Below are 24333 nucleotides of genomic sequence, written 5' to 3' on the forward strand. Positions count from 1 at the left end.
ATGTCAGATAAAGAGATTAAAGTACCAAATATTGGTGAATTTAAAGACGTTGAGGTAATTGAGGTGCTAGTTTCAAATGGCCAGTCAGTTTCTAAAAATGATCCACTTATTACAATTGAGAGTGACAAATCTAGTGTTGAAATACCAGCTTCTTTTGATGGAAAGGTTAAGTCTGTTAAAATTAAAGTGGGAGATAGGGTTTCAGAAGGTGATTTAATATTAACTATAGAACAGTCCGGAGAAGAAGAAGAAAAGATAGAACAAAAAACTATTAAAGAAGCAGAACAAGTTACAAATCAAAATCAAGTAGAAAAAATTGCAAAAGTCAATCCAGCACAAAATACAATAAAAAAAGATAATTCAGAAATTTCATCTGCAAGCCCAAAAGTACGTAAATTTGCTAGAGAACTTGGGGTTAATATTAATGAAATAGTTGGTAGTGAAAGACAGGGAAGAATTGTGGAAGATGATGTAAAAAATTTTATATCCTCTAAAATTAATAAAGCTCCAGATAAGACCGAAGTTCAATCAAAAAAAATTGTTAGTGAATATTCCCATTCTGATTTTGGTGAAATTGAAGTTAAAGATATGCCTAGGGTTAAAAAATTAGCCTCTACATATTTAGTTAATTCTTGGACAACAATACCTCATGTCACAAATCATGATGAAGCAGATATAACTGAAATGGAAGATTTTAGAACTTCACTTACCGATATGTATACAGGTGAGAGAAAAAAAATTACTCCATTAGCTTTTATTGTTAAAGCTTTAGTTGCATCTTTAAAAAAGTTTCCTAGTTTCAACTCTTCAATAGATGATATTGAAAATGGAAAAATTACAATGAAAAACTATTTTCATGTTGGAATTGCAGTGGATACCCCACATGGTTTAATGGTGCCAAAAATTAGAAATGCTGACAATAAAAGCATCTCATATATTAGCAATGAATTGAAAATAGTAAGTGACCAATGTAGAAATTTAAAAATAGATAAGAAAGAATTCTTTGGAGGATCTATGACTATTACGAGTCTTGGAGGAATTGGAGGTTCATTCTTTACACCAATAATAAATTATCCAGAAGTTGCTATATTGGGAGTAGGCAAGGCACAAAAAAAACAAATTTTTATTAATGGGAAATTTGAAACAAGAACAATGCTACCGCTTTCTTTATCATATGATCACAGAATAATTGATGGAGCTGAAGCAGCTAGATTTAATAATGATCTAAAAGAAAATTTAGGCAAAAATTTTGCTTATAAATTAGCTGTATAGATATTAATGTCAAAAACATCATCATTATTTTGTGCATTATTATGTACATTCATATGGGGAACGACTTTTATAGCTCAAGATACTGGAATGGACGACATTGGCCCTTTCACTTTTAATGCGGTCAGGTTTTTTGTTGGTTTTTTAGTAGTAGCTCCTTTAGCTTTTATTTTTGAAAGAAAAAAAATATCAAAATCAGTACAAAAAAATCAAAAAGAATTTATCAACTTGGCTATTTTAATAGGCCTATCTTTATTTTTGGGATCAGCACTTCAACAAGTAGCTTTACTCTATACAGATGTTGCTAATGCTGCATTCTTTACGATTTTTTATGTGCCAATGGTCCCGTTTATAATTTTTTTCATGTATAAAAAGCCAATTCACTGGAGTATTTGGCCTTCTGTTCTTCTTTGTGTGATGGGAGGTTATTTGTTAACTAATTTTTATAGCGCAACAGTTAGAAATGGTGATGCACTTATAATAATGGGTGCATTTTTCTGGAGTACACACATTATTTTTACTGGTAAAATTATAGAAAAATATAATCTTCCATTAACAATTGGTGCGATTCAAACTTTAATTGTTTCCTCTTTGTCATTATTTATAGGATTGATTTTTGAAGATTTTATTTGGTCTAATATTCTTAAAGAAAAATTTCAAATCTTATATGCTGGAATTTTATCTGGAGGCCTTGCATTTGTTTTACAAATATATGCACAAAAAAATATATCCCCTGCACCCTCAGCAATAATCTTTTCGTTAGAAGGTGTTTTTGCGACAATAGCTGCTTGGATTTTATTAGATCAAATTTTAGATATAAATAATTTATTTGGATGTTTATTTATTTTATTTGGTGTTTTGTTTTCACAATTAGCACCAATATTAAAAAAAAATTAATTATATATTATTATAAATAGAATTATTGAAATAATTATTCTGTAAATAACAAAAACATTTAAAGAAAATTTGTTTATATAATCTAGGAAAAACTTAACTGTAAAATAAGAAAATAAAAAAGAAAGAGTGATAGATATTAGCACAAGATAGTTAAGCTCAAAGCTTTGACCAATGACATTTTTTAATTGCAGTACACTTGCTCCAGCTATAGCAGGTATAGCTAGTAAAAAAGAAATTTTACTTGAGTCAAATCTATTAAATCTAAAAAGTCTTGCAGCCGTTATTGTAATTCCCGCCCTACTCACACCAGGTATTAAAGCAAGCATTTGGAACAAACCAATATATAGTATTGTTTTAAAATTTAAGTTAGATGATATTTTTTTATCAAATTTACTTTTATCTGCGAGATATAAGATAATTCCAAAAATTAATGTTGTCCAAGCGATTATCTTTAAATTGTTTTCTAATAGGTTAACTAGACCTGTGGAGCTGATTACGTAGCCAGCTATTACAATTGGTATTGAGCCAATAATTAATAAAGATAATAACTTTTGATTATTTCTAAGGTCTAATAACTCTCTTCTAAAATAAAAAACTATTGCAAGTAAAGAGCCAAGATGGAGACTAACATCAATCATTAGTGAGTTAGAATTAAACTCAAATATTATCTCAACAATATTTAAGTGAGCTGATGAACTTATTGGTAAAAATTCTGATATTCCCTGGACTATTGATAAGATTATAATTTCAATAATATTTGAGAACATTTAATGCTTCGTAGCTTAAATATTCAATAATTTAAACAATTCCATTTTAACATATTAGATATGCATAAATTAAAATATTAAGATTTAATTGGATTTATTTAAAATTTAAGGTCATATATACTGACCTTGTTTGTCTTTTATTACATAAAACCTTAATATATGCTAAATTTATTGAGAGTTAAATATGTCAGAAAATATGCTTAAATTTGTTAAAATAGGTCAACAAACTCCACCTAAAAGAGAAGTTGGAAATAGAAAAGAAGACTTTAACGAAATTTATAAGGAATTTATTAACGATAAAGCAAGTGAACAATCTAGCAGGTGTTCTCAATGTGGAGTTCCTTTTTGCCAGGTCCATTGTCCATTAAGTAACAATATTCCAGATTGGTTAAAATTAACTGCAGAAGGACGATTAAAAGAGGCTTACGAATTATCTCAAAGCACTAACAACATGCCAGAGGTGTGTGGAAGAATATGTCCACAAGATAGATTGTGTGAAGGAAATTGTGTAATTGAACAATCAGGACATGGAACTGTAACCATAGGTTCAGTTGAGAAGTATATTACTGATAATGCTTGGGAACAAGGATGGGTAAATCCAATAAAGGTTAAAAATGAAAAGAGTCAAAGTATTGGAATTATAGGAGCAGGCCCAGCTGGTCTAGCTGCTGCGGAGCAGTTACGTAAGTCAGGTTATCAAATTACAGTATACGATCGATATGATAGAGCTGGTGGTTTAATGATTTATGGCATTCCAAATTTTAAATTAGAAAAATTTGTTGTAGAGAGAAGAACCAAATTATTAGAAGAAGGTGGAATTAAATTTGTTCAAAATTTTGAAGTTGGAAAAGATGCTACATTAGAGCAATTAAGAAAAAAACATGATGCTCTTTTAATTGCAACTGGAGTTTATAAAGCTAGAGAAATAGATCTTCCAGGAAAAGATTTGGGAAATATATTTCCAGCCATGGAATTTTTAACAGCTTCAAATAAAAAAGGATTAGGAGACAAAGTAGAGTTATTTGATAATGGAACTTTAAATGCTGAAGGAAAAAATATTGTAGTAATTGGAGGAGGTGACACTGCAATGGACTGTGTTAGAACTTCAATCAGACAAAAAGCAAAATCAGTTAAATGCCTTTACAGGAGAGACAAAGAAAATATGCCTGGATCTGCAAGAGAGGTAGCTAATGCAGAGGAAGAGGGAGTAGAGTTTGTATGGCTATCTAGTCCCAAAGAATTTATCGGAACAAATAAAGTTGAAGGTTTGATGGTGGATAAAATTAAACTTGGGGAACCTGATGACAGTGGAAGACGTAAACCAGAAATTCAGAACAATTCTCACTTTAATATTAAAGCAGACATAGTAATTAAGGCTCTTGGTTTTGATCCAGAAAATTTACCAAAACTATTTGGTTCTGAGGATCTACAAGTTACTAAATGGGGAACATTAAAAACTAATTTTGATACTATGGAGACAAATTTACCAGGTGTGTTTGCAGCAGGAGATATTATTAGGGGTGCATCTTTAGTTGTCTGGGCCATAAAAGATGGAAGAGATGTAGCAGTATCAATAAAAAATTTTTTAGAGACCAAAGAACTCAGTAAAGAGAAGGTTGCTTAATGAAAAATTATAAAAAAAATCTTAAAATTCTTGAGGATGGTCATGTTTATTCTAAAGAAATGGAGCATGACGCTTGTGGAGTAGGGTTAATTGCTTCTACAGAAGGTAAAAAATCAAGGAGAGTAGTAGAATATGGAATTAATGCCCTAAAAGCGGTTTGGCACAGAGGAGCAGTTGATGCTGATGGAAAAACAGGTGATGGAGCCGGAATCCATTTAGAAATTCCCTCAGACTTCTTTGCTGAAAAGATAGAAATCACAGGTCACGACCATGATGGCTCAGAAATTTGTGTGGGTATGATTTTTTTACCCAGAAATAATTATCAAGCACAAGAAAATGCAAGAACTTTAGTTGAAAGTGAATTAACAAAAAGTAATTTTAGTATTTATGGATGGAGACAGGTTCCAGTAAATCCAAAAGTTTTAGGTGAAAAGGCAAATCTTACAAGACCAGAAATTACTCAAGTATTATTTAAACATAATAATAAAGATTTAACAGAAAAAGAGTTAGAAAGAAAAATTTATGAATCAAGACGAAAAATTGAAAAAGAAGCTATTAAAGATGCGATAGAAGGTTTTTATATTTGTTCAATAAGTTCTAAGTCAGTTATTTATAAGGGCATGTTTTTAGCGGAGTCTATTGCAGATTTTTATTTAGATTTAAAGGATGAGCGGTTTATATCTCGATTTGCAATATTTCATCAAAGATTTTCAACAAACACAGCACCTAGTTGGGATCTGGCACAACCTTTTAGAGCATTAGCTCATAATGGAGAAATAAATACATTCAAAGGAAATACAAACTGGATGAAAGTTCATGAGCAAGAAATGAATAGTCCATTATTTGATAATATGGAAAATTTAAAACCAGTTATACAACCAGGATCATCAGACTCTGCTGCACTAGATAGTGTTTTTGAACTTTTAAATATTTCTGGCCAATCAGCACCCCTTGCAAAATTAATGTTAATTCCAGATGCATGGTCTAAAAAAAGTCAAACATTATCAAAAGATCACCAGCAACTATTTAATTTTTTAAATAGCACAATGGAGCCATGGGATGGACCAGCTGCTATTGCAGCTACCGATAATGAATGGGCTATAGTAGCTGCTGATAGAAATGGGTTACGCCCAATGAGATATACTATTTCAAAAGATAAAATATTGTGTGCAGGATCAGAAACGGGAATGGTTGAAATCGATGAGAAGCAAATTCTTAAAAAAGGCAGATTAGGACCTGGTGAAATTCTTGGAGTTAGAATAGCTAAAGGTAAAGTATTTTCTAATGTTGAAATAAAAGACTATCTAGCAAAAGAGTTTAAACATTTTAACAATCAAATAATTGATTTAGAAAAGAAATTCCCAATAAAGAATGAAAAATCTACTTTTTCAGGTGATGAGCTAAAAAAAAGACAACATACATTTGGTTATAGTTTAGAAGATCTGGAGCTTATTCTTCATCCGATGGCAGAAGATGCGAAAGAAGCCATTGGCTCTATGGGTGATGACACTCCACTTGCAGTATTGTCTGACCGTTATAGACCGCTTTACCATTTTTTTAGACAAAATTTTAGTCAAGTTACAAATCCACCAATTGATTCTTTAAGAGAAAACAAGGTTATGAGTTTAAAAACTCGTTTTGGTAATCTTGGAAATATTTTAGATTTTACTAATTTAACAGAAGAAAACATATACGTTTTAGACAGCCCCATATTATCAAATTCTCAATTAGAAAAATTTATTAATTTTTTTGGGGAAAAATCAATAACAATTGATTGTACTTTTGATAAAAGTGAAAATCTTGAAACTTCTATTGAGAGAATTAGAAAAGAGTCTGAAATTGCAGTTCGACAAGGCCTTACGCAATTAGTTTTAAGTGATAAAAATATTTCTGAAAAAAGATTACCCATCCCAATGCTATTATGTGTTGGTGCAATAAATACTTATCTTATTAAAAAAAAATTAAGAGGCTATGCATCAATCAATGCTCAAACTGGAGAAGCATTAGACACGCATTCATTTGCAACACTTATAGGTGTTGGAGCAACTACTGTTAATCCTTATTTAGCACTGGATAGTTTATATCAAAGGTTTGAAAAAAAATTATTTGGAAAGTTTGAGTACGATGAATGCATAGCTAGATATATACAATCGGTAAATTATGGACTTCTGAAAATAATGTCAAAAATGGGAATTTCGGTCATAAGCTCTTATAGAGGTGGATGTAATTTCGAAACAGTTGGTTTGAGTAGAACAGTAGCATCAGAATACTTTCCAGGAATTTTATCAAAGATTTCAGGCATAGGGTTAAATGGAATAGAAAAAAAATTAAGAACTATTCACAAAGAAGCATTTGAAGGAACGGATGCAGTTTTACCAATCGGAGGAATTTATAGATATAGAAAGGATGGTGAAACTCATCAATATCAAGGTAAGCTCATTCATCTTTTGCAAAGTGCAGTTTCATCAAATTCTTTTGAAGCTTATAAAAAATATGCAGAAGGTATTTATAATCTTCCTCCTATACACCTTAGAGACTTGATTGGATTTAGAGATAAAAATTTAAACCCATCCTTAGATATTTCAGAAGTAGAACCAATCGAAAATATTTTAACAAGATTTGGAAGTGGAAGTATGTCTCATGGTGCATTATCGAAAGAAGCACACGAAACATTAGCTATAGGAATGAATAGAATTAAAGGAGCCTCTTGTAGTGGTGAAGGTGGAGAAGATGAAAAAAGATTTATTAAGATGGAAAACGGAGATAGTGCTAATTCTAGAGTTAAGCAAATAGCCTCAGCAAGATTTGGAGTAACACTTAAATATCTAAATAACTGTAACGAAATAGAGATTAAAATTGCACAAGGAGCAAAACCTGGTGAGGGAGGTCAATTACCAGGGTTTAAAGTTACGGAAGAAATTGCCAAATTAAGACATTCAACTCCGGGTGTAACCCTAATATCACCACCACCTCACCATGATATTTATTCTATCGAGGATTTAGCTCAATTAATTTACGATCTTAAACAAGCCAATCCAAAAGCAAGAGTTGGTGTAAAATTAGTAGCATCTTCTGGGATAGGAACAATCGCAGCTGGGGTAGCTAAAGCTAAAGCAGATATAATTTTAATTTCTGGACATAATGGAGGAACAGGAGCTACACCGCAAACAAGTGTTAAATATGTGGGGATACCTTGGGAGATGGGATTAACTGAGGCTAATCAAGTTTTAACTTTAAATAATTTAAGGCATAAAGTTACTCTAAGAACAGATGGTGGAATTAAAACAGGAAGAGATGTTGTTATTGCAGCCATGATGGGAGCAGAAGAATATGGAGTAGCTACGACAGCTTTAGTAGCCATGGGATGTATAATGGTTAGACAGTGTCACTCAAACACATGTCCAGTTGGAGTTTGTACTCAAGATGAAAAACTAAGAGAAAAATTTTCTGGTACGCCAGAAAAGGTAGTCAACTTATTTAAATTTATAGCCGAGGAAGTAAGAGAAATTTTAGCACAAATAGGATTTAAATCATTAAATGAAATAATTGGTAGAACTGATTTATTAAGACAGGTAAGTAAAGCTTCACCAAACTTAGATGATTTAGATCTAAATCCTTTATTTGTTCAAACAGATGCTGGTGAGAACACAAGATACTGTACAGTTCCAGAAATAAATTCTGTTCCAGATACTTTGGATCAAGAAATTTTACCTGAAATTAAAGAACAAATTGGAAAAGTAAAAATTATTGAAAAGGAATATATTATTAAAAATACTCATAGGACAGTTGGAACAAGAATTTCTAATCATCTTTATGAAAAATATGGATCTGAAAAACTAGAAGATGGCTTTTTATCTTTAAAGTTTAAAGGATCAGCTGGACAGTCATTTGGTGCATTTGCAATAAAAGGCTTAAAACTTATTTTAAAAGGTGATGCTAATGATTATGTTGGCAAAGGTTTATCAGGCGCAACAGTCGTAGTTAAACTTCCAGACGAAAGTAATCTAGTTTCACATGAGAATACCATAATAGGAAATACAGTTTTGTATGGAGCAACATCTGGAAAACTTTTTGCAGCAGGTCAAGCTGGAGAAAGGTATGCGGTAAGAAATTCAGGATCAATTTCAGTTATTGAAGGATGCGATTCTAATGCTTGTGAATATATGACTGGTGGTACAGTTGTAATTCTAGGCGATGTAGGAGACAATTTTGGAGCTGGAATGACTGGCGGAATGGCTTTTATTTACGATATAAATAAGAAATTTGATAAAAAAGTAAACCCAGAGACTGTAGTATGGCAAACGCCTGAAACAGATTATTGGATAACTTATTTAAAAAATTTAGTTCAAGAACATCACCAAGAGACAAATTCAGATTTTTCTAAAAAGATCATAGAAAATTTTGATAGAGAAATTTCTAATTTTATTCAAGTTTGTCCAAAAGAAATGATTGATAAGCTAAAAAACCCAATAAGTTTAAAATCTATTATAAAAGAAGTTAGTTAAAATGAAGGATATAAATATTTTTTGTTTTGGTTTTGGCCAAGTAGCAAAAAATTTTATAAAGAAGCTTAGTGTTGAGCAGTATAATATCAATTTGTCAGCAACCTCTAGAAGTGAGTCTTCAAAAAAAACATTCAATGGTATTAATTATAATAGCTATCTATTTAATAGCGAAAAATTTGATCAAAATTTAGTTGTAAAATTAAAAGAAGCAGATCATATCTTAGTTTCTATACCACCAGAAAATCAAGAAGATTTAGTTATAAAAAATTTTTCTAAATTTATAGAAAATTCCAAAGTAAAATGGATAACATACTTATCAGCGACTAGTATTTATGGTGATCATAAGGGAGAGTGGGTTAATGAAAATAGCAAAACAAACCCAATTTCAAATAATGGTATAGCAAGATTGAAAGCTGAAAATGCATGGTTTTCTCTAGAAAAAAATAAGAAAATACCAATTCAGATATTTAGGTTATCTGGAATTTATTCTAATGAAAAAAATATTTTAATACGTCTAAAATCAGGAGGCGTGAAATTGATCAACAAAAAAAATCATTTTTTTTCTAGAATTCATGTAGATGATATTTCAAATATATTATTTAAATCTTTATCAAAATTTAAGTCAGGAGAAATATACAATCTATCTGATGATAAACCCTCTACATCTGAAGAGGTTACTTTATTTGGAGCAAAGATATTAAATATTGAAAATATCGAAAAAATTGAAGTTGACCAAATTAAAAGTGAGATGTTGAAAAATTTTTATAATGAGTCTAAAAAAGTTAGCAACAAAAAGATGAAAAGTTATTTTGATTATAATTTAAAATTTCCAAGCTATATCGAAGGATTAAACCATATTAGTTGTAATTTTATTTAGCTCTAAGAGTATTTTTTTTAAACCTCGTTTACTTGATAAGCTGTGATCACCATTTTTTATTATCACTAATTTTTTATTAGCTTTAGTAAATAACTTAAGAACTTTTCTAGAATAACTTGTTGGAACAACTTCATCTTTACTTCCATGAATCATAGTTACATTGATTTTGGATTTAATGTTTTTATTCAAGATTTTATTTTTTCTACCATCTTTTATTAACTGATAAGTGATTGGATACTCATAATTACCATGTTTTAAGTTATAAATTCCTTTCTTTATAGTTTCATTTTTCATTTTTTTTGTAAATTTTTTCCACATTAGGTTTTGTAAAAACTCTGGAGCAGAACCAATTCCTAAAAAACCTTTAATTTGATCTTTAAAATATTTAAATTGATTTAAGGAGAGCCACGCTCCCATACTTGAACCAACTAAGATAAATTTATTTTTTTTAACTATTTTTTTTATTACTATTTCAACTTCTTTTGACCATTGTGTGATATTTCCCTTGGTAAATTTTCCTGAGGATTTTCCATGACCAGAATATTCAAGAGCAAGAAAACCAAGCTTATTTTTTTTTGCAAATTTTAGTATTGCTTGAGGTTTTTCACCTTCAATGCTTGACATAAAACCATGTAAAAAAATAATATAAAGATTATCTCTATAATCCTTACTTAAATATCTTATTTGCCTGTTATTAAGGATCTTAATGTATTTAAATTTATTCATATAAGTTTATTAGAATTAATTCTTAATATATAGTTCTATCAAATGTCTTCAGAATTAAAAGTACTGCAAGTAATTCCTAAACTTGGATATGGTGGTGCAGAAACAGGCTGTTACGATCTTGCACACTATTTACCAGAAAATAATTGTATTTCTTATATAGTAACTAGTGGAGGAGAGTTATTAAAATTTATTGATAAAAAAAAAGTAAAAGTAATAAAACTTCCCGTCCATAGTAAAAATCCATTTTTAATGCTCTTTAATTCAATAGCTTTGATTTTTATTATTTTACTAAATAATATATCAATTGTTCATGCAAGAAGTCGTGCTCCAGCTTGGTCTTGTTTGTTTGCAACAAAAATTACAAGAAGAAAGTTTGTTACAACCTTTCATGGTACTTATAATTTTAAAAACTCAATTAAAAAATTATATAATTCAGTAATGGTTAGATCAGATTTAATTATAGCAGGATCAAATTTTATTTTTTCACATATTAATCAAAATTATTCAAAATATTTAGATTTAAAAAAAAAATTCTTAGTAATTTTTAGGGGAATTAATGTTGATTATTTTGAATTATCAACAATTTTAGACAGTGAAGAAAACAGAATTATTTCAGATTGGGAAGTTGATAGAAATAAAAAAACTATCCTAATGCCAGGTCGGTTAACTGCTTGGAAAGGTCAGGAGACATTTATTGAGGCATTAAATCTTGTTAATAAAGAACTGGGGTATGAGTCTTTTAATGCTATTATTTTGGGTAGCGATCAAGGAAGAGACATTTATACCAAAAAAATTAAAAGATTGGCTGAGCAATATAGGCTAACTAGTCAGTTAAAATTTATAGAACATTGTAAAAATATGCCGTTAGCTTATAAAATATCAGACATTGTTGTTTCAGCCTCAGTAGAACCTGAAGCTTTTGGAAGGGTTGCAGTTGAAGCTCAATCAATGGAAAAACCAATAATAGCAAGTGATATTGGGGGATCTAACGAAACTATTATTGATAACGTGACAGGTTTTTTATTTCAGTCTGGTAATGCAGAAGCTTTGAGTAAAAAAATAATAGAAGTCTTACAATTAGACGAATCTAGATTGAAATCTATTGGTATAGAAGGTAGAAAAAATATAATTAAAAAATTTAATGTTGAAAAAATGTGTTTTTCTACATATTCAGAATACAAAAAATTATTAAATTAAATGCCATTAATAACATTGCCAGATGGAAACACTATTGAATTTCCAAATAAAGTAACAGGACTTGAGGTTGCTGAAAAGATTAGTAAATCTTTATCAAAGCAGGCAACTATTATTAGTGTTAATGAAGAACTTAAGGATTTAAGTTTTGTTATAGATGAGGATTGCTCAGTTAAAATTTTTACTTCAAAAGATAAAGAAGGTTTAGAAACTATTCGTCATGATACGGCCCATATAACTGCAATGGCAGTTCAAGAACTCTTTCCGGGAACGCAAGTAACCATTGGTCCAATTATAGAAAATGGATTTTATTATGATTTTTCAAGAAAAGAACCCTTTACAGAAGATGATTTAAATAAAATTGAAAATAAAATGAAAGAAATCGTTGATAGAGATGTTCCAACTACAAGAGAAGTTTGGAAAAGAGATAAAGCCATATCTCATTTCAAAGATAAAGGAGAAATATACAAGGCTGAAATTATTGAAAGTATTCCACAGGGTGAAGATGTTTCTATATATTTTCATGGAGACTGGCATGATTTATGCAGAGGCCCTCATCTTTCTTCAACGGGAAAAATTGGTAAGTACTTTAAATTAACAAAGGTATCAGGGGCTTATTGGAGAGGTGACTCAAATAATGAAATGTTGCAAAGAATTTATGGAACAAGTTGGGCATCACAAAAAGATTTAGATGAATATTTAAAAAGAATAGAAGAAGCAGAAAAAAGAGACCACAGAAAACTTGGAAAAGAAATGGACTTATTTCACTTTAGGGAAGAAAGTCCAGGATCAGTATTTTGGCATGAAAAAGGTTGGAAGTTATTTCAAAAATTAGTTGCATATATGAGAGCTAGACAAGAAAAAGCTGGCTACAAAGAAGTGAACACTCCTGAAATTTTAGATAGATCTCTTTGGGAAAAATCTGGCCACTGGGAAAAATATGGAGAGCATATGTATACTTCTCAAACACCAGATGAAAAAATATTTGCAATAAAACCAATGAATTGTCCAGGTCACGTACAAGTTTTTAATCAAGGATTAAAAAGTTACCGAGATCTTCCTTTAAGAATTTCAGAATTTGGAAAAGTACATAGATATGAGCCTTCAGGTGCTTTACATGGACTTTTAAGAGTTAGAGCTTTTACTCAAGATGATGCTCATATTTTTTGCACAGAAGATCAAATTACATCAGAATGTTTGATTGTTACTAATTTAATTTTAGATATTTATAAAGATCTTGGATTTGAAGATGTAATATTAAAATACTCAGATAGACCAGACTTAAGAGTTGGTGATGATAATGTTTGGGACAAAGCTGAAAAAGCTTTATTAGATGCAGTTAAAGCTTCAAAGCTTCAATACACAATTAATAAAGGAGAGGGAGCATTCTATGGTCCAAAAATTGAATTTGTTTTACGAGATGCTATTGGTAGGGATTGGCAATGTGGAACTTTACAAGTAGACCTTAATTTACCAGGAAGATTAGATGCTTCTTTTGTTGATAAAGATGGAACTAAAAAAATTCCTGTAATGCTTCACAGGGCGTTATTTGGATCATTAGAAAGATTTATTGGAATTCTTATAGAAAATTATGCAGGCAAATTTCCATTTTGGATAGCTCCTTTACAAGCTGTTGTAATTCCAATTTCAGAGGAATTTGATACTTATGCAAAAGAAGTAAATGAAAAAATTAATAATGCAGGCATAAGCTCTGAGGTAGATTTAAAAAACCATAACTTAAATTATAAAATTAGAGAACATTCACTATCAAAAATACCACTTTTATTGATTTGTGGAAAAAAAGAAGTTGACAGTAACTCAGTAACGATTAGAAGATTGGATACGAACAAACAAGAAAATATGGAATTAAACTTATTCTTAGAAACTTTCTCAGCTTTAAACAAAGCATCCTCAAAGTAAGTGGCAGATTTTAAACAAAATTATTTTCAAAGAAGAACTAAAGATAAAGGTCCAAGATCTAACAATAGAATTTCTTCACCTGAGGTTCAAGTAATTGGAAGCGATGGTGAAAATATAGGAATCATAAATACAAATGAAGCCATATCAATGGCCAAAGAGCAAGGATTGGATTTAATTGAAATAGCTCCAAACGCAAAACCACCTGTATGTAAAATTATTGATATGGGTAAATTTAAATATGATGCTCAAAAAAAAGCAAATGTTGCTAAAAAGAAACAAAAAATAGTTTTATTAAAAGAAATTAAAATGAGACCAGTTACAGAAACTCATGATTATGATTTTAAAGTTAAAAATGCTAAAAAATTTATTGGAAAAGGTGACAAGGTAAAATTTACAATACGATTTAAGGGTAGAGAGCTACAACACTCACACCTAGGTAGAGAATTAATGGATAAAATAAAAGCTGATATGCAAGATATTGGCAAAGTTGAATTGCACCCAAAGTTTGATGGTAAGCAAATGATCATGGTTATTCAGCCTTTATAAGGCTTAATAGAGGTTGTAAATCCATTCCAATATTTGTATAAGTCCGCAGAATTATGCCAAAATTAAAAACTAAAAGTTCAGCAAAAAAAAGATTTAAAATCTCAGCTACAGGGAAAGTTATGATGGCTCAAGCTGGAAAGAGACATGGTATGATAAAAAGAACAAATTCACAAATTAGAAAATTAAGAGGCACGACTGCTATGTCAAAACAAGATGGCAAAATAGTTAAATCATACATGCCTTACAGTTTAAGAGGATAAAATGGCTAGAGTAAAAAGAGGCGTAACAAGTCACGCAAAACATAAAAAAGTTTTAAAAGCTGTCAAAGGTCAATGGGGCAGAAGAAAAAGCACTATAAGAGTTGCAAAGCAAGCTATGGAAAAAGCTATGCAATATGCATACAGAGATCGTAGAACTAAAAAAAGAGAATTTAAATCTTTATGGATACAAAGAATTAATGCAGGTGTTAGATCTGAAGGAATAACTTATTCAAAATTTATTAATGGTTTAACTAAATGTGGAATTAAGTTAGATAGAAAAATACTAGCTGAAATAGCATACGATAGCCCAGAAGCCTTTAAAACGATCGTTCAAAAAGCTCAATCGGCACTAAATTAATCTTCACTATTGTTTTTCTTCGGTGAAGAAATAATCTCTCAATATGTCTGATATTAAAAAAATAAAAGATGAATTTCTTTTAAAGTTAAAAGAAAATTTGGATTTAAATCAAGTTAATCAAATTAAAACAGAACTATTTGGTAAAACTGGGTTAATCAGCTCGCAATTTAAACAGCTTGGAAAATTAGCAGAAGAAGAAAGAAAAAAATTTGCATCAGATTTAAACTTAGTCAAAAGTGAACTTGAAAATTTAATTACTATAAAAATTGATGATATTGAAAAAAAAGAGATTAACAAAAAATTAGAAAAAGAAAAAATAGATATAACTTTACCAGAGAGACCTTTTGTTCAGGGAAAAATTCATCCTGTATCTCAAGTTATAGATGAAATTTCTTCAATTTTTTCAGAAATTGGTTTTAGTGTAGAAGAGGGACCAGATGTTGAAAATGAATATAATAATTTTACTGCGTTAAATACACCTGATAACCATCCTGCAAGAGATATGCATGATACTTTTTATCTAGATGATACAAAAGAGCTACTTTTAAGAACACATACTTCACCAGTTCAAATTAGAACAATGCTTAATGATAAACCACCTTTTAAAATAATAGCACCAGGGCGAACATATAGATCTGACAGCGATCAAACTCATACTCCAATGTTTCATCAAGTTGAAGGACTACATATTGATAAAAATATAAATATGGGGCATTTAAAAGGATGCTTAAATTATTTTATTAAAGAGTTTTTTGAGGTTGATAAAATTAAAATGAGATTTAGACCTAGTCATTTCCCATTTACAGAGCCATCTGCAGAAGTTGATATTGGCTATGAAATAAAAGATGGAAAAATAGTAATTGGGGAAGGTGATAAATGGCTAGAAGTTTTAGGTTGTGGAATGGTTCATCCCAATGTTTTAAAAAATGTTAAAGTAAACCCTGATGAATTCCAAGGTTATGCATTTGGAATAGGAATAGATAGGCTCGCAATGTTGAAATATGGCATTAATGATTTAAGAGCCTTTTTTGATTGTGACTATAGATGGCTAAATCATTTTGGATTTGATCCAATAGATGTCCCAACAAACTATAGAGGCTTAAGCCGATGAAGATTACAACAGCATGGCTCAAAGATCATTTAGATACCAAACTTAATGAAAATCAAATCATCGATAAACTTACAGATATTGGTTTAGAAGTAGAGGGTGTTGATAGTCAATCAGGAGAGCTTGATCAATTTGTAATTGCTAAAATTCTGAAGACTGAAAAGCATCCTGATGCAGATAGACTTAGAGTATGTGATGTTGATATAGGTTCGGGCAAACCAGTAAAAGTTGTTTGTGGAGCTCCAAATGCTAAAGAGGGTTTATTAACAATTTATGCTCCTCCTGGCGCTGTAGTGCCAAAAAGTCAAATGAAATTGGTGGTAAGTAAAATAAGAGGTGTAACCTCATATGGAATGCTTTGTTCAGAATCTGAACTTAATCTATCAAACGAAAGTGATGGCATAACAGAGCTTTTACCAGAAAAATATAACAAAAAAGTAGGAGAAAATTATTTTCCAAAAAAAAATTTAAATGTAATTGATATTTCTATTACACCAAATAGAGCAGATTGCTTAGGGGTTAGAGGAATAGCAAGAGATTTAGCTGCTGCAGGCGCGGGAAGATTAATAAATCAAAAAGAAAAAAAACTTGATAAAAAAAATAAACAAACAATTAGTGTAAAAATTGAAAATGAAAAAAATCAAGCATGCATATCCTTTGGTAGTTGTTTAATTAAAGGAGTAAAAAATACTGAAAGTCCAGAGTGGCTAAAAGACAAAATAATTGCTCTAGGCCAAAAACCTATTTCGGCAATAGTTGATATTACAAATTATGTAATGTTTGATTTGAATAGACCACTTCATGCATATGATGTTGATAAAATAGATAAAGGAATAGTTGTAAGGAATTCTAAAAAAGGTGAAACATTTGAAGCATTAGATAATAAGGAGTATAAATTAGAGGATGAGATGTGTGTCATATCAGATGCGTCAGGCGTATTAGGTCTTGGAGGCATAATAGGAGGCACAAGAACTGGAACTGAACTAGATACAAAGAATGTGTTAATTGAGTCCGCTTACTTTAGTCCGCGATCAATCAGAAAATCATCTAAAATCTTGAATATAGATACGGATGCAAAATTTAGATTTGAAAGAGGTATTGATCCATTATCAATTGATCAAGGACTTGAAAGAGCAGCTAATTTAATACAAGAAATATGTGGCGGTGAAGTTAGTGAATTTGATATTCAAAAAATTGAAGATGTTAAAAAAAAATCATTAAAATTTGATCCTTCTTTGTTTGAAAAAATTACTGGATTTAATATTGATATAAAAGAAATGATAAAAATCTTAGATAACCTAGGATTTGAAATTAAAGAAAACAAGAGAATGCTAGATGCCGTTATACCATCTTGGAGACCAGATATTTCACAGGAGGTTGATGTGGTAGAAGAACTTGTAAGAATTAAGGGCTATGATCAAATTAAAATTATTGAACCTGAAAAAGTTAGAAAAAAACAAACATTAAATTTAAAACAAAAATTATTTCATTTTTTACAAAGATCTATTGCTTCTAAGGGGTATTTTGAAGCTATCACATGGTCTTTTACCGACAGTAAAATTAATCAACTATTCATTGAAAATAACAAAGAAATTAAAATAATTAATCCTATAAGTTCTGATTTGAACGTTTTGCGAAGTTCAATTTTTTCTAATTTGATAATTCATTTAAATAAGAATTTAGGAAGAGGATTTAAAGATTTGTCATTTTTTGAAATAGGTCCAACTTTTTTAGGATCTGAGCCAGGTGAGCAACAGACAGTCGCTACTGGATTAAGATCAGGAAAATTGGCTAGGCAAAGCTGGCTGGAAAAAGAAAGATTAATAGATGTGTTTGATGTTAAAAGTGATGTTATCAAAAGTTTAGTTGAAGCAGGTTATAATAAAGATAAGCTCTATATTGATGATGAAACACCAAGCTATTATCACCCTGGAAAATCAGGAAGAATATTTCTTAACAAAGGAAAAGAAAAAATAGTTGCTTTTTTTGGTGATATTCACCCAGGTATATTAAAAAAATTAGATATTAAAGTTGAGTCTTTAGTGGGTTTTGAAATATTTTTAGACAATTTAAAACAGCCAAAAAAATCATTAAAAGATCAAAAAACTCAGTATAAATATTCAGATTTTCAAAAATCAGAAAGAGATTTTGCTTTTGTTTTAGATAAAAATTTTAAAGTTCAAGAATTAATTGAAACCATCTCTAATGTAGACAAAGAGTTAATAAAATCTGTCAAAGTATTTGATGTTTATGAAGGAGTAAATATTCCTGAAGGTAAAAAATCAATTGCATTAAATGTAATTATTCAATCTTTAGAAAAAACTTTGGCTGAGGATGATTTAAACAAAATTAATCAACTTATTATTTCTGCTGTTGAATCCAAAACTGGTGCTAAGATTAGATCATAATCATGACAAAAATTGATCACATCAGAAACTTTGCAATCATTGCGCATATTGATCACGGTAAATCAACAATTGCAGATAGGATAATTCATAGTTGTGGTGGTCTAACCGAAAGAGAAATGAAGGCACAAGTTCTAGACTCAATGGATATTGAGAGAGAAAGAGGCATAACTATTAAAGCTCAAACAGTTAAACTTAATTATAAAGCAAAAGATGGTAAAGACTATATTCTAAACATAATTGATACTCCAGGACACGTAGATTTTAGCTATGAAGTTAGTAGATCTCTGTATGCATGTGAGGGATCTATTTTAATTGTTGATAGTACCCAAGGAGTAGAGGCTCAAACATTGGCTAATGTTTATCAAGCTTTAGACACCAAGCATGAGATAGTACCTGTACTAAATAAAGTTGATTTACCAGCATCAGACTTAGAAAAAACAAAGAAGCAAATAGAAGAGGTCATAGGTATTGATACTGAAAATGCCATACCTTGCTCTGGGAAAACAGGTGAGGGTATAGAAGACATTCTAGAACAAATTATTGTGTCACTACCAGCTCCAGAGGGAGAAAAAGATGCTGATTTAAAATGTTTATTAGTTGACAGTTGGTATGACACTTACTTAGGGGTGGTTATTCTAGTTAGAGTTATTAATGGAAAAATTTCAAAAAATATGAAGATTAAAATGATGTCTACTGACCAAGAATATATAATTGAAAAAGTAGGTGTATTTACTCCAAAAGCAACTGATGTTAATGAATTAAATGCAGGAGAAATTGGTTTTATAACAACAGGAATAAAAATTTTATCAGAAACAAAAGTGGGAGATACTATTTGTGATGCAACTAAACCACCTCAAGAAGCGCTACCTGGATTTAAACCAAGTAAGCCAGTTGTATTTTGTGGTTTGTTTCCTGTTGACAGCTCTGAATATCAAAAATTAAAAGATGGTTTAGGTAAACTTCAATTAAATGATGCTAGTTTTTCATATGAGGCAGAATCTTCATCTGCGTTAGGTCTTGGCTTTAGATGTGGTTTTTTAGGTCTCCTGCATCTAGAAATTATAACTGAAAGATTAGAAAGAGAATTTGATATAAATTTATTAACCACAACACCAGGGGTTGTTTATAAAGTTCATATGAACAAAGGAGACATAATAGAGTTACAAAACCCTTCAAGTTTACCAGAACCTACTTTAATCAAGTTTATTGAAGAGCCTTGGATTAAAGCAACAATTATTACACCAGATCAATATTTAGGAGCAATTATAAAAGTTTGTCAGGATAAAAGAGGAGTACAAACAAACTTAAGCTATTCGGGTAATAGAGCTGTTTTAAATTATGAAATCCCTCTAAATGAAGTTGTTTTTGATTTTAATGATAGGCTTAAATCAATGACTAGTGGCTACGCAAGTTTTGATTATGAGATCATAGGTCATAGAGAAGGAGATTTAGTAAAATTAGGAATACTTGTTAATGCTGAGCCAGTAGATGCTTTATCAATGATGGTTCATAAAGATTTTGCTCAAACAGTTGGAAGAGAAGTTTGTGAAAAATTAAAAGATTTAATTCCACGTCATAATTTTATGATTCCAGTGCAGGCAGCAATTGGAGGAAAAATTATAGCAAGAGAAACTATTAAAGGTTTTAAAAAAGATGTTTTAACAAAAATTCATGGTGGTGGAGCTAGAGATAGAAAAAGAAAACTACTAGATAAGCAGAAAAAAGGAAAAGCTAGAGGAAAACAGTTTGGAAAAGTTGAAATACCACAAGAAGCATTTATAGGAGTGCTTAAAATTAATAAAGACCAGTAGCTGGAGAGATGGCTGAGCGGTTTAAAGCGCACGCTTGGAAAGTGTGTGTACTGTTAAAAGTACCCAGGGTTCGAATCCCTGTCTCTCCGCCAAATCAGTTTTTATTCATAACTGATCTTAAAATTTTATTTGTAATTTTTTCATCTGTAAGTAAATCAATATTATAGTACTTAATTTCTTTATTTATTATCTGGCTTTCAGGCTTTGTGTGTTTTGGAAGATATATTGAATGAACTTCTTTTTTAAGTGAGGCACCTAAACAAATAGGGCCAGACTCATTTCCAATCACAACATCACAAAAATTTATAATTTCAATAATTTCTGTAATATTTTTTTTGTAAATAGGAGTAATCTTATTATTATTAAATAATTCATTTAAATGAGCATTAAAGTATTCAAATTTAGAAGGAGAAAAATTAATAAAAATTTTAAAATTATAAGTTAAAAATATTTTTATTAGATTAATAAAATTTTCAATTTTCCAATTATTTTGATCATGATGGGAATCAAGATTAATTAATATTTTTTTTAAATAAGTATCTTTAATTTTAATTTTTTTTATTTCCGATGTATCTAAATAAAAATTATTGATAAAATTTGACTTGAGAGCTAATTTTTTTGTTTGATCGTGTAATTTTTCACTGCTTGTGAGTAAGATGCTACCTTTATTTCTGATAAAAAAAAATTTTTTTTTATCAAAAATAATTTTTTTTTTAGAATTTGAAAAGTGCACGGGAATAGCCAACCTGCTGGCATTAGAGGTTAAGATAGTTAAGCTAGGATTGAAGCTATTGATAAGGTTTTTAAAAGTGAGAATTTTATTAATTGATTTTATAAAAGAATATCTATTATGATCAAATTCTAAAATTTCACTATAAAATTTTTCATATCTATAAACATCTTTTGCTTTATTTATCTTATTAGAAATAAGAACTATTTTTTTTTTATAAGTTTGATGTAATGACCTAAGCAAAGGTAAATGATAAATCAAATCTCCAATACCACGATGTCCAACAATTACTAAAATATTCTTCATTAATTATGTTTTTTGTATTATTATAACTAAATATTTATAATTAAATTGCACACATGAAAACACTTAAAGTAGAACTAAATTATTTACTACCAAAAAAAATTAAGAATTTAGTTAGACTAGGAAGAGACAATGATGGTGGGTATTTAGTGTGCAAGGATACATTAAATAAGTGTAAAAATTTAATAACGCTTGGTGTTGGAGATGATATATCTTTTGAGAGAGATTTTGATAGACTAGTAAAACCAAAAAATATTCACCTTTATGACTACACAGTTAGTTATATGTTATTTTTTAAAATAATCTTAAAATATTCAAGACGTTTTTTAACCTTTAGGACAAATTTTTTTAGAATAACAGATAGTGTAAATAATTTATTTAATTTTCAAAAATTTATAAAACAACAAAATGTAAAACTTTTTAAAGAAAAAGTAGTTGCTACAATTAAAGAAAAAAATGATATAAATTTAGAAAAAATTTTTTTTAGACTAAAATCTGAAAATAATAATTTATTAAAAATAGATATAGAAGGAAGTGAATATCAAATAATTGATAAAATTGTTAAATTCCAATCAAGTATTGAGATGTTAATTATTGAATTTCACTGGATAAATAAAAATAAAAGTTTATTTGAAAATTCCATTAAACGGTTAAAAGAAAACTTTGTGATTATACACATACATGCAAACAATTATATAGAACCTAAAGATAGTGACTATTTCTTTGATGTGGTAGAAATTAGTTTTGTGAAAAAGACAAACCTGGTAAATTATGAAAATGATTTTAACTATCAGTTCCCTTTAGAAAATTTAGATCAAGAATGTTTTAAGCATCATCCAAAAATAGAGTTTTCATTTAGTAAATAAGCCCTGAAAATCAATACTTATTTAAACAAAAATTTTTAGGAAATTTAAAAATTAAGATAATTTTTTAAATAAATGGTATAAATAATAACTTATATTAATCAAAAATGAAAAATAGTTCCACATACCAAGCAGACTCCATTAAAGTTTTAAAAGGTCTTGAGGCTGTTAGAAAAAGACCAGGAATGTATATTGGTGATACCGATGATGGAACGGGCTTGCATCATATGGTTTATGAGGTTGTTGATAACTCAATAGATGAAGCTTTAGCAGGACACTGTAAAAATATAGATGTTAAAATAAACTCTGACGGAACAATTACAGTTAGAGATGATGGTAGAGGAATACCTGTTGATATGCATAAGGGTGAAAAAATGTCTGCCGCAGAAGTTATTATGACTCAGCTTCATGCTGGAGGAAAATTTGATCATGATTCATACAAAGTATCGGGTGGTTTACATGGTGTTGGAGTTTCAGTTGTAAATGCATTATCAGAAAAATTAAAATTAGAAATCGATAGAGATGGAAATAGATATTTTATAGAATTTAAAGATGGAGCCTCAAAAGCACCTCTTAAAGTTATAGGAAAATCAAAAGAAACTGGAACACAAATAACTTTTTTACCATCAAAAGAAATATTTTCTTCAATTAAATTTACTCCAAGTATAATTATTAAAAGAATGCGTGAACTTGCATTCTTGAATAAGGGAATAAAAATAACTGTTAACGATTTAAATCAAAAAAAAGAAAAAATAATTGTATTTAAGTTTGATGGAGGAGTTTTAGAATTTGTTGATTTTTTAGACGAAAAAAGAGAAAAACTTGTAAATAAAACGGGAAATGATTTATTTAAGAAGCCTATTTATATTGAAGGAAAAAAAGACAATATTGAAATTGAATGTTCTTTAAAGTGGAATGCAAGTTATGGAGAAGACATCTATCCTTATACAAATAACATTTATCAAAAAGATGGTGGTACTCATTTATTAGGATTTAGGAGCGCTCTTACTAGAGTTATCAATAAATACGCTACAGAGCATAATTTATTAAAAAAAAATAAATTAACTATTTCAGGAGATGATATTAAAGAAGGTCTTACATGTGTAATTTCAGCAAAAATACCTGATCCTAAATTTTCTTCTCAAACAAAAGATAAGCTTGTTTCATCAGAAGTTAGAATGATTGTAGAAAGCATTGTTAGTGAAAAACTTTCAATATGGTTTGATCAAAACCCAACTTTATCTAAGATTATTTTAGCTAAAGTAATGCAGGCAGCTCTAGCAAGAGACGTTGCTAGAAAAGCTAGAGAAAATGTTAGACGTAAAGGTGCTTTAGAATTAAGTGGATTACCTGGAAAATTAGCAGATTGTCAAATAGGCAAACAAGAAGGAACAGAATTGTTTATTGTTGAGGGAGATTCTGCGGGTGGCTCTGCTAAACAAGGAAGAAATAGGTCAAATCAAGCTGTTTTACCACTTAGAGGTAAAATTCTTAATACCTATGTGGAAGAAATTGTTCTTAAAAAAAATAGCAATAGAGATGGTAGCGAACATAGAACAAAATCTTTATCAAAAATGATGTCATCTAATGAGGTTGTGACTTTAATTAACGCACTTGGCCTTGATCCAAAAGTTGAAGATATTGATTTGAAAGATTTAAGATATGGAAAAATTATTATCATGACTGATGCTGATGTTGATGGTTCTCATATACGAGCATTATTACTAACATTCTTTAACAATAAGCCATTTAATAAACTAATTGAAAATGGACATGTTTATCTTGCACAGCCACCTTTATTCAAGATCAATAAGGGAACAAAAGGCATTTATATAAAAGATGAGAAAGAGTTAGAGGATTATATTTTAAAGAATAATAAAGAATTACAAAAAATTAAAAAAGGAACAAAAGAATTCACTAAAGCTTATGAAGATGAAAAATCTAGAATGAGCATTCAAAGGTTTAAGGGATTAGGAGAGATGAACCCAGAAGAGCTATGGAATACTACGTTAGATCCTGAAACAAGAAATTTATTACAAGTACAATACTCAAAAGATATAAAAAAAGATCAAGATTTAATACACACATTAATGGGTAATGATGTTGCATTGAGAAAAGATTTTATTGTTTCAAATGCAATTAATGTTCAAAATCTAGATATCTAATA

The 24333-nt window shown here is 29.6% G+C and carries 18 protein-coding genes and 1 tRNA gene; 16 read left to right on the plus strand and 3 right to left on the minus strand.

Annotation, left to right across the window (positions count from 1 at the left end; genetic code table 11):
- Positions 1-1272, plus strand: a complete 1272-nt coding sequence (locus AC5SL0_RS00115) for a 2-oxo acid dehydrogenase subunit E2 (protein ID WP_494618760.1) — start codon at positions 1-3, stop codon at positions 1270-1272.
- Between the two features lie 6 nt (positions 1273-1278).
- Complete coding sequence (locus AC5SL0_RS00120) at positions 1279-2166, plus strand: DMT family transporter (protein WP_027306820.1); 888 nt, start codon at positions 1279-1281, stop codon at positions 2164-2166.
- On the opposite strand, the gene AC5SL0_RS00125 is transcribed toward AC5SL0_RS00120, so the two are convergent.
- Positions 2163-2933: an undecaprenyl-diphosphate phosphatase gene (locus AC5SL0_RS00125; protein WP_494618269.1), complete on the minus strand. Its 771-nt coding sequence runs from the start codon at positions 2931-2933 to the stop codon at positions 2163-2165. The two genes, AC5SL0_RS00120 and AC5SL0_RS00125, sit on opposite strands and share 4 nt — an antisense overlap.
- A 184-nt stretch (positions 2934-3117) precedes the next feature.
- Between AC5SL0_RS00125 and AC5SL0_RS00130 the strand changes: the two genes are divergently transcribed.
- The 3 genes from AC5SL0_RS00130 to AC5SL0_RS00140 are packed head-to-tail and all read left to right on the plus strand — an operon-like array spanning position 3118 to position 9939.
- Positions 3118-4557, plus strand: coding sequence for an NAD(P)-dependent oxidoreductase (locus tag AC5SL0_RS00130; protein WP_018413760.1), 1440 nt, complete (start codon positions 3118-3120; stop codon positions 4555-4557).
- Complete coding sequence (gene gltB, locus AC5SL0_RS00135; protein WP_494618271.1) at positions 4557-9062, plus strand: glutamate synthase large subunit; 4506 nt, start codon at positions 4557-4559, stop codon at positions 9060-9062. The genes AC5SL0_RS00130 and gltB overlap by 1 nt, the downstream gene beginning before the upstream one ends.
- 1 nt (position 9063) lies before the next feature.
- On the plus strand, positions 9064-9939 hold the full coding sequence (locus tag AC5SL0_RS00140; RefSeq protein ID WP_271485607.1) for a Rossmann-fold NAD(P)-binding domain-containing protein: 876 nt from the start codon (positions 9064-9066) through the stop codon (positions 9937-9939).
- Here the strand turns inward: AC5SL0_RS00140 and AC5SL0_RS00145 are convergent.
- A complete protein-coding gene (locus AC5SL0_RS00145) occupies positions 9910-10665 on the minus strand; it encodes an alpha/beta hydrolase (protein ID WP_271626089.1) in 756 nt (251 codons plus the stop codon). The two genes, AC5SL0_RS00140 and AC5SL0_RS00145, sit on opposite strands and share 30 nt — an antisense overlap.
- Before the next feature lie 42 nt (positions 10666-10707).
- Here AC5SL0_RS00145 and AC5SL0_RS00150 point away from each other — a divergent pair, with 42 nt between their 5' ends.
- From AC5SL0_RS00150 to AC5SL0_RS00190, 9 genes are all read left to right on the plus strand, one after another.
- On the plus strand, positions 10708-11862 hold the full coding sequence (locus tag AC5SL0_RS00150) for a glycosyltransferase family 4 protein (protein ID WP_494618272.1): 1155 nt from the start codon (positions 10708-10710) through the stop codon (positions 11860-11862).
- Positions 11863-13779 (plus strand): threonine--tRNA ligase, encoded by a 1917-nt coding sequence (gene thrS, locus AC5SL0_RS00155; RefSeq protein WP_494618274.1) that lies wholly within the window; start codon positions 11863-11865, stop codon positions 13777-13779.
- Complete coding sequence (gene infC, locus AC5SL0_RS00160) at positions 13780-14325, plus strand: translation initiation factor IF-3 (protein ID WP_006997463.1); 546 nt, start codon at positions 13780-13782, stop codon at positions 14323-14325.
- Positions 14326-14378: 53 nt separating this feature from the next.
- Positions 14379-14585: a 50S ribosomal protein L35 gene (gene rpmI, locus AC5SL0_RS00165; RefSeq protein ID WP_006997462.1), complete on the plus strand. Its 207-nt coding sequence runs from the start codon at positions 14379-14381 to the stop codon at positions 14583-14585.
- 1 nt (position 14586) lies between these two features.
- Positions 14587-14943 (plus strand): 50S ribosomal protein L20, encoded by a 357-nt coding sequence (rplT, locus tag AC5SL0_RS00170; protein ID WP_006997461.1) that lies wholly within the window; start codon positions 14587-14589, stop codon positions 14941-14943.
- A gap of 43 nt (positions 14944-14986) precedes the next feature.
- A complete protein-coding gene (gene pheS / locus AC5SL0_RS00175) occupies positions 14987-16054 on the plus strand; it encodes a phenylalanine--tRNA ligase subunit alpha (protein ID WP_006997460.1) in 1068 nt (355 codons plus the stop codon).
- On the plus strand, positions 16051-18459 hold the full coding sequence (gene pheT / locus AC5SL0_RS00180; protein WP_494618276.1) for a phenylalanine--tRNA ligase subunit beta: 2409 nt from the start codon (positions 16051-16053) through the stop codon (positions 18457-18459). Before pheS ends, pheT begins: the two co-directional genes overlap by 4 nt.
- A 2-nt stretch (positions 18460-18461) precedes the next feature.
- Positions 18462-20270 carry a translation elongation factor 4 gene (lepA, locus tag AC5SL0_RS00185; protein WP_011281713.1) on the plus strand — a complete coding sequence of 603 codons (1809 nt, stop codon included), beginning with the start codon at positions 18462-18464 and terminating at the stop codon, positions 20268-20270.
- A 2-nt stretch (positions 20271-20272) separates the two neighbouring features.
- Positions 20273-20362, plus strand: a tRNA-Ser gene (locus AC5SL0_RS00190).
- A 2-nt stretch (positions 20363-20364) separates the two neighbouring features.
- Here AC5SL0_RS00190 and AC5SL0_RS00195 read toward each other — a convergent pair.
- Positions 20365-21306, minus strand: coding sequence for a glycosyltransferase family 9 protein (locus AC5SL0_RS00195; RefSeq protein WP_494618277.1), 942 nt, complete (start codon positions 21304-21306; stop codon positions 20365-20367).
- 53 nt (positions 21307-21359) lie between these two features.
- Here AC5SL0_RS00195 and AC5SL0_RS00200 point away from each other — a divergent pair, with 53 nt between their 5' ends.
- Together AC5SL0_RS00200 and AC5SL0_RS00205 are read left to right on the plus strand one after the other, a co-directional pair.
- Positions 21360-22169: an FkbM family methyltransferase gene (locus AC5SL0_RS00200; RefSeq protein WP_494618278.1), complete on the plus strand. Its 810-nt coding sequence runs from the start codon at positions 21360-21362 to the stop codon at positions 22167-22169.
- Between the two features lie 104 nt (positions 22170-22273).
- Positions 22274-24331, plus strand: coding sequence for a DNA gyrase subunit B (locus tag AC5SL0_RS00205; protein WP_494618279.1), 2058 nt, complete (start codon positions 22274-22276; stop codon positions 24329-24331).
- Positions 24332-24333 lie beyond the last annotated feature (2 nt).

The sequence above is a fragment of the Candidatus Pelagibacter sp. PS_16 genome, assembly GCF_059417965.1.